The sequence below is a fragment of the Pseudoalteromonas xiamenensis genome (assembly GCF_017638925.1).
In the GTDB taxonomy this organism is placed as follows: Bacteria; Pseudomonadota; Gammaproteobacteria; order Enterobacterales; family Alteromonadaceae; genus Pseudoalteromonas; species Pseudoalteromonas xiamenensis.
On record NZ_CP072135.1, the window covers coordinates 369,757 to 384,179 of the forward strand.

At 41.9% G+C, this 14,423-nt stretch carries 11 protein-coding genes; 7 read left to right on the plus strand and 4 right to left on the minus strand.

The window, feature by feature from the left end:
• The first annotated feature begins 121 nt into the window (after nt 1–121).
• Nucleotides 122–2,596 (plus strand): alpha/beta hydrolase family protein, encoded by a 2,475-nt coding sequence (locus J5O05_RS19405; RefSeq protein WP_208845266.1) that lies wholly within the window; start codon nt 122–124, stop codon nt 2,594–2,596.
• Between the two features lie 39 nt (nt 2,597–2,635).
• Here the strand turns inward: J5O05_RS19405 and J5O05_RS19410 are convergent, their stop codons facing one another.
• A complete protein-coding gene (locus J5O05_RS19410) occupies nt 2,636–3,844 on the minus strand; it encodes an alkaline phosphatase family protein (protein WP_208845268.1) in 1,209 nt (402 codons plus the stop codon).
• Nucleotides 3,845–4,561: 717 nt separating this feature from the next.
• Here J5O05_RS19410 and J5O05_RS19415 point away from each other — a divergent pair.
• The 6 genes from J5O05_RS19415 to J5O05_RS19440 all read left to right on the plus strand — a co-directional run bounded on the left by J5O05_RS19415 (nt 4,562) and on the right by J5O05_RS19440 (nt 11,289).
• Nucleotides 4,562–5,107, plus strand: coding sequence for a hypothetical protein (locus tag J5O05_RS19415; protein ID WP_208845270.1), 546 nt, complete (start codon nt 4,562–4,564; stop codon nt 5,105–5,107).
• 7 nt (nt 5,108–5,114) lie between these two features.
• A complete protein-coding gene (locus J5O05_RS19420) occupies nt 5,115–5,876 on the plus strand; it encodes an ETEC_3214 domain-containing protein (RefSeq protein ID WP_208845272.1) in 762 nt (253 codons plus the stop codon).
• A gap of 9 nt (nt 5,877–5,885) precedes the next feature.
• Nucleotides 5,886–6,935, plus strand: coding sequence for a transglycosylase SLT domain-containing protein (locus tag J5O05_RS19425; protein WP_208845274.1), 1,050 nt, complete (start codon nt 5,886–5,888; stop codon nt 6,933–6,935).
• Between the two features lie 238 nt (nt 6,936–7,173).
• Nucleotides 7,174–8,259, plus strand: coding sequence for a CsgG/HfaB family protein (locus J5O05_RS19430; RefSeq protein WP_208845276.1), 1,086 nt, complete (start codon nt 7,174–7,176; stop codon nt 8,257–8,259).
• A complete protein-coding gene (locus tag J5O05_RS19435) occupies nt 8,259–9,092 on the plus strand; it encodes a hypothetical protein (protein WP_208845278.1) in 834 nt (277 codons plus the stop codon). Before J5O05_RS19430 ends, J5O05_RS19435 begins: the two co-directional genes overlap by 1 nt.
• Before the next feature lie 340 nt (nt 9,093–9,432).
• Nucleotides 9,433–11,289, plus strand: coding sequence for a M6 family metalloprotease domain-containing protein (locus tag J5O05_RS19440; protein WP_208845280.1), 1,857 nt, complete (start codon nt 9,433–9,435; stop codon nt 11,287–11,289).
• A gap of 105 nt (nt 11,290–11,394) precedes the next feature.
• Here the strand turns inward: J5O05_RS19440 and J5O05_RS19445 are convergent, their stop codons facing one another.
• The 3 genes from J5O05_RS19445 to J5O05_RS23005 all read right to left on the minus strand — a co-directional run bounded on the left by J5O05_RS19445 (nt 11,395) and on the right by J5O05_RS23005 (nt 14,312).
• Entirely contained in the window at nt 11,395–12,246 is an 852-nt protein-coding gene (locus tag J5O05_RS19445; RefSeq protein ID WP_425281527.1) for an EamA family transporter, read from the minus strand.
• A 130-nt stretch (nt 12,247–12,376) separates the two neighbouring features.
• Nucleotides 12,377–13,171, minus strand: a complete 795-nt coding sequence (locus J5O05_RS19450; RefSeq protein ID WP_208845282.1) for a class I SAM-dependent methyltransferase — start codon at nt 13,169–13,171, stop codon at nt 12,377–12,379.
• Between the two features lie 49 nt (nt 13,172–13,220).
• Nucleotides 13,221–14,312 (minus strand): methyl-accepting chemotaxis protein, encoded by a 1,092-nt coding sequence (locus J5O05_RS23005; protein ID WP_244370181.1) that lies wholly within the window; start codon nt 14,310–14,312, stop codon nt 13,221–13,223.
• Between the last annotated feature and the right edge of the window lie 111 nt (nt 14,313–14,423).

The following is a 14,423-nucleotide window of genomic DNA, read 5'->3' on the forward strand; positions in this document are numbered from 1 at the left end:
TGAGCGTCGCGGTTTGCTTTTCTACGGTGTAAAGATGTCATATTAAATGTATGAAAAGGTCGCATTTTTTTGCTCTTCTAGTATTATTTGCTGAGTTTTTCAAAACATCGAGATTAAAGTCATGTTGAAAAAGTGGTTAATGTGTTTATTGGTGTCATTTTGCGTAATTGCACCAATGGCAAGTCAGGCTACGGATACTGAATATCAAATGCCTTCTCCTGCCATTGCTTCGGTGGTCGATGCAAAGCTTCTCCCTACCAATGTATTGTCACCAGACGGCGCTTGGATGGCGTTATTGGACCGCAGTCGCGTATTGAGTTTGAAGGACCTCGCCAAACCCGAAGTTGGACTCGCGGGCATACGTTTCAATCCTGACACTCGCATTAAAACGACAACTCGATTATACGATACATTAGAGTTTAAGCACGTTCAGACAGGGAGCATTATTCCGCTCAATCAATTACCTGAAGGTAAAATTGCCTTTCCGAGTTGGTCGAGCAACTCTCAGTATCTGGCCTTTGTGGTTGCAGGTGACAAAGTCAGCACACTTTGGCTGTACGACGTAAAAACGCGTAAGTTACAGCAATTGAGCGAACTTGCGCTTAATGCATTTATTACCGAACCCTATGAGTGGCTTCAAGACAGCAGCGCAATAGTTGCTGCGGTTGCGTCAAATCACAGTAAAACGCCTCCTGAAGCAGAAAAAGCAAAGCTGAAGCCAGTTATCCAAGAGTCTAAGGGCGAAAAAGCGCCCGTCCGTACTTATCAAAACTTGTTACAAACCCCTCATGATGAGGCGTTGTTCAAGTTTTACGGGCAAACACAATTAGTAAAACTGACTTTAGATGGCCGAGTGCAAGGTATTGGTCCTGCGCTTATTATTTCCGATTATGCGGTATCTCCAGACGCCACGAATCTGTTAATCGCGATGATTGATGAGCCATTTTCCTACCAGGTTCCCTATAAACGTTTTCCTACCGTTTGGCAGATTTGGGGCATGCGCGGACACCCACTCTATGAATTGGCTAGAGTCCCATTAGCAGAAACTATCCCGCAAGGTTTTGACAGTGTTCAGGCTGGACGTCGCGAATTTCAATGGCGAGCTGATAAAGGGGCGACGGTTATTTGGGCGGAGGCTCAGGATGGCGGTTCCATGAAAGCACAAGTGCCTTTTCATGATTATTTGTACTCAATTAGTGCGCCATTTCGTCGTGAGCCAGAGTTATTTGCGAAAATGGAATGGCGATTCAGCCACATAGATTGGGCAGACGATAATGTTGCGCTATTAAGTGAATGGCGTTTCCAAGATAGACATGTAAGAACGCATGTTATTTCACCGCGTAACGCAGATGAAAATCGCGTGCTGTTTTCTGAGCGCAGCTATAACGACAGTTATAAAGATCCTGGCTCTTTCGTTATGACTTACAACGATTTAGGTTCAAAAGTGGTTAAATTGGTTGGTGGCCGCTACATGTATCTGGTCGCAGATGGCGCTTCGGCGCAAGGTAAACAACCTTATCTGGCTCGTTATGACATTAAAACAAACGACGTTAATAAAGTGTGGCAATCAGAAGCTCCGTATTATGAGCGCGTCGTTTCGGTGTTGGACGATGAAGGAATGCAATTTATCACATTGCGTGAATCAGCAACGGAGCAACCGAATTACTTTCTGAGAAACTTAGCCGATAGTTCTATTACGCAGTTAACACGATACGACCACCCATATCCTGATTTTATTGGGGTGACAAAAGAAGTTATCAAATATACGCGGGAAGATGGAACACAGTTAAGCGGCACGTTGTATCTTCCTGCTGGGTATACAAAAGAAAAGGGACCACTACCAGTTTTGATGTGGGCCTATCCGCTAGAGTTTAAAGATAAGGCCGTTGCATCGCAGATGCGAGAATCGCCGTATGAGTTTAATTACATTGGATTCTGGGGGCCAATGCCATATCTATCGAAAGGCATCGCGGTGTTTGATGACCCGAAAATGCCCATCGTTGGAGAAGGTGATAGCCAGCCAAATGACAGTTTTATTCCGCAATTGGTTTCAAGCGCAAAAGCGGCGGTAGATACCTTGGTTGAGCGTGGTATTGCTGATAAGAATCGTATTGCGATTGCGGGGCATTCTTATGGTGCGTTTATGGTGGCTAATTTACTGGCGCACAGTGATTTATTTAAAACAGGCATAGCTCGAAGTGGGGCATATAATCGCTCGTTAACACCTTTTGGATTCCAAGGTGAAGAACGCGACTTTTGGCAAGCCCAAACGATTTACTCGCAAATGTCCCCATTCTTCAATGCGGATAAAATCGATGAACCGCTGTTGCTTATTCACGGCAAGGAAGATCCAAACTCAGGTACGTTCCCAATGCAATCTGAGCGGATGTATGCAGCCCTCAATGGGTTAGGTAAAACCGCTCGATTAGTTATGCTTCCCGAAGAAGGGCACGGATATAAAGCTCGCGAAAGTATTATGCACGTGTTGTGGGAACAAGAACGTTGGCTTGATAAATATCTAATGCCGGAGGGCGTTAACAATGATCAACCAACCAAAGCCGTCATGGAAATCCCGGTGATACAAAATCAAGAATAGGAAAGGCCCGAAAGGGCCTTTTCTTTTATAGATATGCAATTAATTAAGTGACGCTTTGATGCTTGCGCCATCAGAATCAATAGGGCCAAGTAACTTTAAACCCAGTATTTTGGCAACCGTTGGGTAAACATCAAGGTTGTTGACCTCCGTTAATTCAAATCCTCGCTTAAATGCAGGACCTTTGGCGATAAAGATTGCGCCCATGTCTTTGGTGAAAGCATAACCATGCATGCCGTGTTCGGTTGAGGGTCTCTTGTACTTGAATGTTCTAGGTGCAGTGGTTTCAATGAGAATGTCCGCTAAGCGGCTATCGTCTTTGATACCTCGTTCGAGTAATGTCTCTTTTGACAAGACGTCATAACGACCAGCGCTTTCTGACATCAGCTGTTTTTTAATGTCATCAATTGAGACTGTTGAGGTCGGTTTCTTGTAAAAGTGGACTTTGGTTGCGCCATTCAGTATCGCGAAATCATTTTCCGATACACCAAGTTCCTTTACTAAAATTGCTTTTTCTGGGTCTACTTGAGACATTCCGTGGTCAGATACTAAAATGAGATTCACGTCTAACTTCAGTTCTGCAAGGCGTCTATCGAACTGGCCAATTAGCTCATCTACGCGCTGCACAGCCTCTTTCGTTTCTTGCGCATTCGGCCCAAATTTGTGTCCTTTGGAGTCTACTAATGAAAAATAGCCCGCGATTAATTCAGGTCTTTCCGATTCTGGTAATTCGAGCCACTGGACCATTTGGTTAATGCGATTTTGATAATCACTGTATTTAGAATAGTGATAATAATAAGATGCTGTACGTCCATTAAATCGTGCATCTGACTCAGGCCAAAAATACGTTGCCGCTTTCACGCCCTGCATTTCGGCCAGATTCCAAAGTGGAATGCCGGATAGCCATGTACTGTCTTCAAGTCCATCCCCCATTTCATAACATTGCTCACGTGCTTTATCGCAGAAATGATTATCTACAACACCGTGATTGGAAGGTAGTAATCCGGTGACGATGGACAAATGATTTGGAAATGTTTTGGTAGGATAAACAGGTCGCATGAATTGTGCTCGAGTACCTTGCATTGCAATGCGTTTTAGGTTTTCTGCGCCGTGTTTTTCAATGTAATCCCATCGAAAGCCATCTAAAGAGATGAGTACGACCGGTGCGTGTTTGGCTGATACACTAGGAATCCAGATTATTGTCATCAGGAAAAACAATCGGCGAAGTAGATGTGCGTTACGTTTAAACATGTTTTATTAATTGTCCCTAAAAGTGGTCGAGTAAGTATTCTAATTGCGCAATATGTAATGAAAACGAATTTTGCTCAAAATGAGGCGAACCGACAACATTTTGAGGCAAAAATGGCATTTCCGAATCGAACTCACGGTGTCACTTAATTGAATGGAATTAGTTGAGCGGTTGGATTGTGAATTTGGAATCAAGTAATTAAAAAAGACTTCAATTACATAAATTTAGGCGCAACGTAAAGTAACTTAATATTTACAAACACCCAAGGTCCAGATCAAATTTGTATTAAATTGTAATCAATTGCGCTTGATCTGAGTAAAAATATTGTTCTAAACTGCACATCGTACAAGATAAGGATATAAATTTTGGTTAACTTTTGCCGTAACCAAAATAATTAATAGAAAGGAAATCGGAAACTTTTCCGCAAACAGAGATGAATCACTTTGGCATTCTAAACTGCCGACGTGTGGTTTATTTTTGTTTCGTGAAGGCTAATGCTGTGTCTAGCCTACCGTCTTTTCTTACACTCATTTTGCAGGCACATTTGACTCATATTCGTTGTCATGAACATCAGTACGAATATAGCGGTGCAAAAAGCTGTTTATTTCCTTATCACTTATGATTTTTTGAGTTTACATTCTGCTTTTAAAGTTGACTCAATACACGAATTATTAATTTTGTAATAGCAAAAATAAACTCTCGGTGTTTAAAGGATTAAAATGAAACGTTTAATGACTCTATCTATTTTCACTTCCGCATTATTGCTCTCAGCTTGTAGTTCAACGGAGAAAACAAACGCTTCGGAAATGGGGATGACTATACCAAGTTGGGTGACTAATCCAACCATCGAAAAAGGATTTGCAGCCTCTTCATGCGTACTGGCCTCAAACAGTTTTAGTTTAGATAAGAGCCAAGCTGCAATGCTTGCACGAGATGAAATTGCGAAACAAATCGATACGCGACTTTCAAGTTTGCAAGAAGCGTTTTCAAAGAAAGCGCAATTGGGAAATGAAAATCTCGTGAAGGAAACCTTTAGTCAAACGATTGCGAATTTTACCGATCAAAGCTTGCAAGGAACCATCGTCGAAAAAGTCGATTATGCGCAAATGGGCGACAATAAAAACGTATGTGTTCTCGTCACCCTTCCAGAGGAAAAAGCGAAGCATCTGTTCGAGATGCTTATCGCAGAAGGCCCGACAAAACTAGACCCAGAAAATGAAGCGTTGCTGTATTTAAATTTCATAAAATCTGAAAATAAACTTTGAGGTTTTTATGAACTCGGTTGTGGGCACGTCTGAGCGCGGTGAAAGTAAGAGTATGTTCGCTAGACTCAAAGACAAAATTATCGTTTTGTCTTTGTCGTTAATGGCGATTGGAAATTGGTCAGATACTAAATCGATGATACAAGAAGCTTACGTTGCTGTTGTGTCTAATTTCACCAATGTGTATGAATACGAGTCCCTCGCAAAGGTTAATGTGGGCAGCAATATAGACTATATCTACTCCATTTTCGGTGCGCCACAACTCATCAAACCTTCAAAATATGATGATGCAGTAACTATCAATTATTATCTCGATAAAAAATACATTTTAGCGCTACTTATCGAAGATAAAAGAGTGGTGGGATATTCCATTACTGGGCTTAAAGCTGATTTTCATCCCTACAGTCTACTGGAAAAACAACCGATTCAATCGCCAATGCGTCTTGTCGATAGATTGGAAAATCTAAACGAGTTTTCAATAGACCATTTTAACGTTAAGTATTTCGTGCTTTTTGAAGATTTGGGAAAACGTTATTTGTTTAATCAAATGGCCTATGGCTTTGTGGATTATCAAAGGACGAAACTGGACGAATCGCTGCTTGTCGACGCTTACACACAAGCAAATTCACCAGAGCCGGAAGACTCAATTGCATCGACGCTGAGTAAACTGGTTTCAAATGAAACCGCCAACTACGTTGCAATCACTGAAAAAGCGATGCCACTTTTAGTGGATTCCATCCTTACTCAGTACGAATATCAGTTTTATTACTAGGACTTTGGCATGGTTACAAGGACTATTAGTACACCGATTTTAGCTGCTTTAATAATGAGTGTTTCAGTCAACGCTGAGTCTGTTACAAAGACATCGTTTGATGAATTCAAATTAAAGCAAAAAGCGCAATATGCTCAGTTTAAAACAGACTATCTTGCAAAGTATGACGCATTTAAAGCGCAACTTATTGAAAAATGGGGCGTTCCAGAGGTTTCAAGCAAGGACACGTTTGTTCATTATTCGGCAGATGGCAATGCAAAACTGGTTGTTGATTTCGAGAAAGACGCCATTGAAATTAGTATTATCAATGACGAAATTAAAGCGCTAACCGAGCAAGAGATCAAAGCGTTATTAACTCAATCGCTTAATCGTTCACCGAGCCAACTCGCCGAATTGGAGTTCTCCCTAGAAGCCCCCAAAATACAAACTGAGAGTTTGGTGGAGGACTCAACATTAAGCAAAATTGGCATTGAAAGCATTGTGCAGTTACAGACAATGGCATCGACGGCACAAGAAATTGCACCTTCTCAGTATCAGTCTAATGTGATTGAACGTACCAACAAACGGATCGACAATCAACTTGAAGAACTTGCCAATTTAGCATCTCAAAAGCCTCTTTCCGATGAACAAAAACAGTTGAAGGAATCCATTGTCGAAGATAAAAAACAACTTTCGATGCAGCGTGAAAAATTACTGACCACGAACACGAAAACTTATCAAATCAACCGCAATCGTTCGCGATTAGAGCGAAGCGCACCATTTTGGGCTGATATTCAAAAAAATGCCTCAGAGCATGGAATTGAAGTGAATTTGGTACTGGCGGTCACGGAAACCGAGAGCCATTTTAATCCGCTCGCCAAATCCAGTATTCCTGCGTTTGGGTTGATGCAGATAGTTCCAGCTACAGCGGGTGCTGATGTGAATAAGTTTACACTTAAAAAGAATGGATTCCCGGATGCTCAAACGCTCTATGAAAGCGAACAGAATCTTTTTTTACGGCGCAGCCTACTTAAACCTACTCACTCAACGCTTTTTAAGTGGCATAGAAAATCCAACTAGTCGCTTATATTGCACCATAGCCGCTTACAATACAGGCATAGGCAACGTATCAAAAGCATTTAATGGTGGTGTAAATAATCGAGTAAAAGCTATAGAACAAATCAATCGGTTAGCGCCTCAAGAGGTATTCGAGACTTTGCAAAAACGTACGCCAACGGAAACACAACGTTATTTGCAAAAAGTACTCGCCAGTAAAGACTACTTTGCATCGAATGACAGACTATAAAAAGGAAATTAAATGAAAAAAGTAATTTTACTCTCTGCTGCAGCGGTCACACTATCTGGCTGTAATGTGACTCAAAGTGTGATGTCTACACTGCAAGACTTAGGTGAGGTCGTTTCAAGTGCGTTTACAAGCCCACCTTTGCCAATTGAGTACATGTCACCCGCGCGACAGCAACAAATGAATGATGTCCGCAAACTAGCTGTAACGGATGTCTCTGGAAACTTAGGTTCGAGCGTAGAAAGAGAAATGTCCGACCGTGTTGAGTCGCTATACACGAATACGGTAGTTGAAGGGCAGAACTATTTCGTCATGATTGACCGCTCTACGATAGACCGTGTAATCAAAGAGCAACGTTTCTCAACCAGCGATTTAGCCGATGCAAAGACGAGTGCTAAGTTAGGAAAATTGCTTGGTGCTGACGCGATTGTAACGGCAAGTTATACGCTTTCAGATGAAACGCAACATTACTCTGAAACACGTACTAAATGTTCCGACAAGAAATGTAAAAGCCAACATGAGTACAGTGTTAGCTGTTCAACTAAACAAGTACATGCGCGTTTAACGCCAAAAGTGGTCTCCGTTGAGTCAGGACGTATTGTGTTCAATAAAAGCTACAGTGGCAATGCAGAGTCAAGCCGTTGCAAAGACGATAATGAGCCGCATAAAACAAAAGAAGAATTGAGACAGTCTGCTGTTCAGGTCGCGTTTGCTGAATTGCGCAAAGACATTGCACCACATCAAGTTGTGGTTTCACCAGACTTGATGGAAAGTGATAGTTCTAAAATGCCAAAAGAAGCGAAAGCTAAGTTGAATAAAGGCATCGAATTTGCGGAAGCTAAGTGGTACGACGAAGCATGTCAGATGTTTTCTGATGCACAATCTATGTACAGTGATTCATTGGCGCTTCTATATAACAACGGCTTATGCGCAGAGCGAAGTGGGGAACTTGACGTTGCAAAAGCATTCTATAAAAAAGCGATGATGCTTGATATCGATCCAAAGGATCTAGAAGAAACGCGTACCGCAATTCGTCGAGTTGATGAGCGTAACCAATTTGACGTGGCGTTAGCAGAGCTTAAAGAATCAGGACGTCTGTAATGAAGTTTGGCTTCATCTTAGTAGGGATCTTAGGATCCCTACTTTATTCCACGAATGTGAAAGCTGCATGCGGTTGTATAAATTATTTTGAGCAACAAGCAAAGCCAGGCTGGGTTGACACTGAGCAAACAGGCAACGGCCAATTTAAAACATTTGGAATTGCGCGGTGCACTGGTTTGAAGCAGATAGATCTAAAAAAAGCGAAGCAGTCAGCAACAGAATCGCTTGTCGTGTTGCTTGAGACAACGGTTCAATCAAAAACCGAACTCGATCAACTCAAAGAAAATAATGTAGCGCTTAGTCGAACAAAAAATAAGGCACGTTTTGAGAGTAAAGCAATTATTAAGGGTGCAACTGTCTACGATAATTGGATTGATAGCGAACGATGCCTAGTTTACTCGGCTATTGTAGTTTCTGATGCGGATATTAAAAATGCGCTGCAAGCAGAACGTGAACTACAAAATCAACGATTGAAGGCACAAACTTTTTTTGTAAAAAACAACGAGCCTCAACTCGATTACCTTGCTCATCTAACATTAAGCCAATTGAGTGATATGGGATTAATGACAACGGACAAGTTAACTAAAGCCACGGTGGTTATTGATATCACAGAAGCAAGCAAACCATCATTTCGCCGTCGCAGGGCAGATGTGATTGTGTCTATCCGAATGGTCAATGTAAAAAAAGATGAAATCTTCAAGCAAAATATTTTTAAAGGAAAAGGAATTTCATTTCGAAATGAATCAATGGACGTCTTAAGTGAACTTGCGTTTGATGATGTGAGTGAACAGTTTGGTACGGTACTTAAAAAGAATTTGGACGTAAAGTTGTAAACACGCGTGCGAGCTTATAACTTAATGTGGTTAACAAGTTTGTTTTAAGTGCAGACACAAGTTTAGCTTGCAATACCATTGCCTATTTTCTTACGTACTTAGCCTTTTCTGTTTTTATTACATTTGTTCACAAAATGTGCGACAGAAGCGTTCACCCTTTATTTTCCTCATATTGGAATTTTTCAGATAAAACGCAAGCAATACCAGAATATACCAACCGATATTAAGTCAAATGATAGATATAGGTTGTCCATTTAGGAATAGGTAAAATGAAAATGCAAGGTTGATTAAATGTTAATCTGTTGGTATCTATGTTGTACCCAATAAATGGAGATACAACATGAAAGGTAAACATTTAGGCAAAGTTTTGTCAGTCTTAGTCGTAGCGTCAAGTAGCGCATTTGCAGCAATACCCTACAAAGATCAGTCCTATTTTTTCACTCAGCCAAATGGTGAAAAAGTGGAAATCGTGCTCAACGGCAACACCTACGTCGCAACTCAAACAACGACCTCTGGATTCCCGGTAATCTATGATGAGAAGCTGAAAGGAATGACTTACGCGAAACTTTCAGAGAACGGTGAAACGTACATATCTAGTGGAGTATTGGTTGCTAGCAAAACATTACAGAATAAGCGTTTAGAAGCAACATTTGGTGAGAGAAAATCTCTGTCGCGGGAAGCGGTTATCGAGCAGTTGAGTAAAGCGAGAACGGAGTTTTTGGGCACTTCAAGCGAGCGTAGTGCACCACTTGCAATAGACGGTAATGTAAAGGGGTTGACGATCATTATCGATTTCCCAGATTTACGTGGGACCATTAGCAAATCCCAAGTAGAGTCTTTCTTAAATGATCTGAATTACGCCGAATTCGGGAATGCGCAGTCTGTTCGTGGCTATTTTCGTGAAGTCTCAGGTGGAAAACTCGATTACACCAACACGGTTACTGCATACTACACCGCGAAGAAAAATAAAGCCTACTATGCAGACAGCAGTTTGAGCTCGACGGTGCGTTCTCAGGAACTAATATCGGAAGCATTAGCTTGGCTTGAAAACACACAAGGGTTTGATTTTTCGACGTTAACGGTCGATAGCAGCAAGCGTATCCGAGGTTTAAACGTGTTTTATGCTGGTGCATCAGACAGTAGTTGGTCTAAAGGTTTGTGGCCACACATGGCGCAGTTGAGTCCAAGATTCTGTGCTGATGGAGTATGCACCGATCGATATCAAATTACCGATATGGGAAATAGTCTTGCCATCGGTACGTTTGTTCATGAATCCGGGCACTTGATTACCAACTGGCCGGATCTATACGACTATGACGGATCTTCAGAAGGTTCTGTTGCAAGTTTCGGTGTTATGGGATTTGGTGCAATCGGCGCGACCAATCGCTTCAAACCAACCCCGCCTGTTGCCCCATTGCGAGATAAAGCTGGTTGGGACACAGTGACGGAGCTTAACCCGAGTATTAACCGTAATGCGCCTTTAGGCCAAGTTAGCCATACATCTGGAACAAACACGTCTTACAAATGGACCAATGAAAACAACGCGAACGAAGCATTTTATATAGAAGCTATCCACAAAAGTGGCCAAAACTCTGAACAACTTGATCAAGGTCTCGCTATTTGGCATGTCGACCCAACAGGTTCGAATTCCGATGAGTGGCACCCATACATTCAAATGGAGCATGCCGATGGCAATCGTGATCCTGAAAACAATCGCAATCGTGGTGATAGCACGGATTTATTTGATGTGGCCGGTGAGTTTTCTGATACGTTACCGAATGCGTTATCGAGCAAAGGGACGAACGCAAAATGGTGGAGTGGGAAAAATTCGGGCATGTTGATTGATAAAATCTCAGATCCAAAACCAACAATGACGTTCAATGTTGACTTAGTTGGCGCTTTGCCTATTGAGGAATATCGAGGTTACCTTGACAACAAAGGTCAGGCAATTGAACCAAATGGTAATTGGTTTCAGTATGCTGGTGGTAGCATTTCGTTGAACTTAGAAGGGCCAACAGGTGCGGATTTCGACCTAAAAATTGAAAAATGGGTAAACAGTGCTTGGCAGCAAGTTGCAGTGTCAGAGTCTCCAACTTCCAGTGAGTCCATAAATTACACTGCAGCAAGTGGTTACTATCGAGTTATTGTTTATTCTTACTCAGGTGCGGGCAATTACCTTCTATATATGACCCGTTGATTTCACGACAAAGAGCAACGCGTCATTTTTTATAAGGGAATAAACGTGTTGCTCTTCGTGCATTTTTTACTTAGAAGCTAACGGATTTGAACGTAACTGCTTTGATTAACTTGGTTGCTTCGCAGTAATAGAGCTACCCAGTGAAGCGATGATAACCATTAAAATAGCAAGCCACTGCCAAAATGAGAGTATCTCGCCAAGAATAAGTAAGCCGGCAATGGCGGCAATAGCAGGTTCAAGGCTCATCATGATACTAAAGCCTTGAGCAGGCATATTGCGAAGCGCAACCATTTCTAAACTGTAAGGCAGAGCGCTTGATAGAACACCAATCATGATACCAAGCGGGATAAGATCCCAATTTAATAACGCACTGCCTTGCGATACTACGCCGACGGGAACGAGGCAAATAGCGGCAATGCTCATACCAAGCGCCACGGTAATCCCTCCAGAGCCTTGATTTCCTGATTTCTTGCCAAACAAAATGTACCCAGCCCAACACGCTCCCGCACCAAGCGCCAAAAGCACGCCGATTGGGTCGAGGCCATTTACATTTGACATATCTGGCAACAGTAGCAATATTCCGACAATTGCGAAAACGACCCAAAGGTAGTCTCGTTTCCGCTTAGAAGAAAATAACGCGACGGCCAAAGGACCTGTGAATTCGAGCGCGACCCCGATGCCTAGGGGAATGCGCTCAAGCGCAAAGTAGAACATGATGTTCATACCACCTAAGCATAAGCCATAGACGATAACGGAACCCCATTGCGCTGGCAATTGACGCCAAGGTCGAAAAACTAAACATAAAATCAATGCCGAGAAACCGAGTCGGTACGCTGTCGTACCTTCAGGACCAACTAAAGGAAATAGTTGCTTGGCAATAGATGCGCCGGATTGAATCGTAATCATGGCGCACAGCAAGCAAATAAAAGCAAAAACAAAATCGCGATTAAAGACCATGATAATCCCATAAAGCACAAAAGAGCGGCTAGTCTAATGTGCTTGAAAGCGCAGAACAATCAATAATTGTATACTTTATTTTATGCATACAAATTAGTATTTAACTGTTAACTTTAGTTTAAAAAAGCACTCAATCTTGCAAATTTTCAACCGCTAAATAAGCTTCCCATGCTGTTTCATTTCGGGCCATTGCTTTGTGAAGTCTCGAACGCTTATGCGCAGATTTGTCTTGTTCATTTAAGAACTCACCCACCCTGCACATTGTGCAGTATTGCTCACCCAGATATTCAGGCACTTGAAGCGAGTGGTTTTCATTTAATTCAGTTTTTGTAGACCAGACATAAGTGATACCTGAGGTATCTTTGACGTGTTTATCTCGGTCTACGTTGCGAATTTTATAGTCTGGGAAAAGTTCGATATTAAAAGGACTGCACCCTAAGTAATGGTAGTTGAGATTGCTAACTAGTGAACCTTCTAAATTCCACTCTCGATAAGGTTTAACATCTTTTGAAGTGATGTAGCTTAGCATTGGACCGTTTGGATCCAGTGCGCATTGTTGAGAATGATGAATAAACTTTCGTAATAAAATCCGATTAAGCGTATTCACAGAATATGGCGTACTTTCGAACGCTTCTTTGGACGTGAAAGAGGGGATTAACGGGAATTGAAAAATCACGACGTCAAACGTTCGAGCGAGCTTCGCCCAACATGTTGTGTCTGTTACATCGAATTCGAAGTAGACAGGAACTTTAGCATCGTATAAATCATCTATGGCATGTTGTTCGTATTTGTTTCTCAGCGTTTCTTCACTGTCATAAACGGATGCCACCAGTGATAATTCTGGATACTTCATTTTTAACGCGCGGGAGAAGGTTAGATCGCCGTCACCGACAGTGAGGACGCGCCAAGTAGGATTAATATGCATGTTTCAAACTAACAAGTATTCTTGGCGCTATTGTATCAGATGTATCCGTTTAACGACCAGCGTGGGCCAGTTCGTCTAATAAGTGCATGACATCGGCACTTGCTTGTTCCATCTTGTTAAGTTCTTTTACTGCACTTTGTTTATTGCCAACACGGAACAGTTTCATCGCTTCTACACCTGCTCTGTGAACTTCTTTGTGAGGCGCGTCAAGTCGCTTGAACGCAGACAAATCAGAATAGATTTTAGAGCCTTCGGTTTTCATCCACTGACCTAATCGACACATTGTATGGTCGCTAAACTCTTCTGGTTTTGTTCGGCTTTTACCGAGCAATTGGCTATACACTTCACCCTTCCACACTACATGGTCGAGTTTGACGGTTTGAATAAACGTTAGTCCAGACGCTTTCTGGATAGTACCTTTCATGCTTTTACAACGATCGACAATCACATGATATTCATCATTGAGATGGGCAATGCTTGATGAAAGTTGCTGGTTTGACCCTTGGATTACGGACACGGCCTCAACCGTATGTTGCGTTGTACTGATGATTTTTTTTACAAGGTCGGATACTTCGTTCGCAGATTCGTTGGTATTGTTTGCAAGCGCACGAACTTCATCGGCAACGACGCTAAATCCTCGGCCGGCTTCTCCAGCACGTGCGGCTTCAATTGCTGCGTTTAAAGCCAACAAATTGGTTTGATCTGAAATTTTAGAAATGGTGGTTACGAACGTATTGATGTTGTCAGCCATTTGCGAAAGACCGGATATATTGGTGGTCATACCGCCCATGTTTGTCGACAACGTATCCATCCCACCCAAAATGTCTTTCAGTGAGTTTTCAGATTTGAGGAAAGATTGATTGACGTAGTTAATCGCTTGGCTTTCAGTATTAATTTCTTCAAAACTGCGTAAAACAGATTCACGAATACCGTGGATTTGAGACAGGCCGTTTAAGGCAGATTGGAGTAGCTGATTGTCCGTATTGTCGTTCAATAGCGTTTGTTGATGAATGAGTTCTTGTTTTAGTTCTTCGTTTTCCGACTCTAGTTTAGAAAGTTTGTTTTCTGCTTGTGCTAAGCTTTGTCTTAATTTTGTGACTTCTTGCTCGAGCGCTTTGTTACTAAATAATTGACTAAACACAGGCTTTCCTCTGTTGGAATAATAACTATAGAGTATCAGTGGTATGCCACTTAAGCCAGCTAATGCCGTCTTGAGGAACGAAATATTTTATGCGATTTGTCTTTGTACATT

Excerpts from the sequence above, each read along its gene's own strand:
- J5O05_RS19430 (WP_208845276.1), top strand. The coding sequence starts at position 7,174 with ATGAAAAAAGTAATTTTACTCTCTGCTGCAGCGGTCACACTATCTGGC.
- J5O05_RS19445 (WP_425281527.1), bottom strand. The coding sequence starts at position 12,246 with ATGGTCTTTAATCGCGATTTTGTTTTTGCTTTTATTTGCTTGCTGTGC.
- J5O05_RS19415 (WP_208845270.1), top strand. The coding sequence starts at position 4,562 with ATGAAACGTTTAATGACTCTATCTATTTTCACTTCCGCATTATTGCTC.
- J5O05_RS19420 (WP_208845272.1), top strand. The coding sequence starts at position 5,115 with ATGAACTCGGTTGTGGGCACGTCTGAGCGCGGTGAAAGTAAGAGTATG.
- J5O05_RS19405 (WP_208845266.1), top strand. The coding sequence starts at position 122 with ATGTTGAAAAAGTGGTTAATGTGTTTATTGGTGTCATTTTGCGTAATT.
- J5O05_RS19435 (WP_208845278.1), top strand. The coding sequence starts at position 8,259 with ATGAAGTTTGGCTTCATCTTAGTAGGGATCTTAGGATCCCTACTTTAT.
- J5O05_RS19440 (WP_208845280.1), top strand. The coding sequence starts at position 9,433 with ATGAAAGGTAAACATTTAGGCAAAGTTTTGTCAGTCTTAGTCGTAGCG.
- J5O05_RS19450 (WP_208845282.1), bottom strand. The coding sequence starts at position 13,171 with ATGCATATTAATCCTACTTGGCGCGTCCTCACTGTCGGTGACGGCGAT.
- J5O05_RS19425 (WP_208845274.1), top strand. The coding sequence starts at position 5,886 with ATGGTTACAAGGACTATTAGTACACCGATTTTAGCTGCTTTAATAATG.
- J5O05_RS19410 (WP_208845268.1), bottom strand. The coding sequence starts at position 3,844 with ATGTTTAAACGTAACGCACATCTACTTCGCCGATTGTTTTTCCTGATG.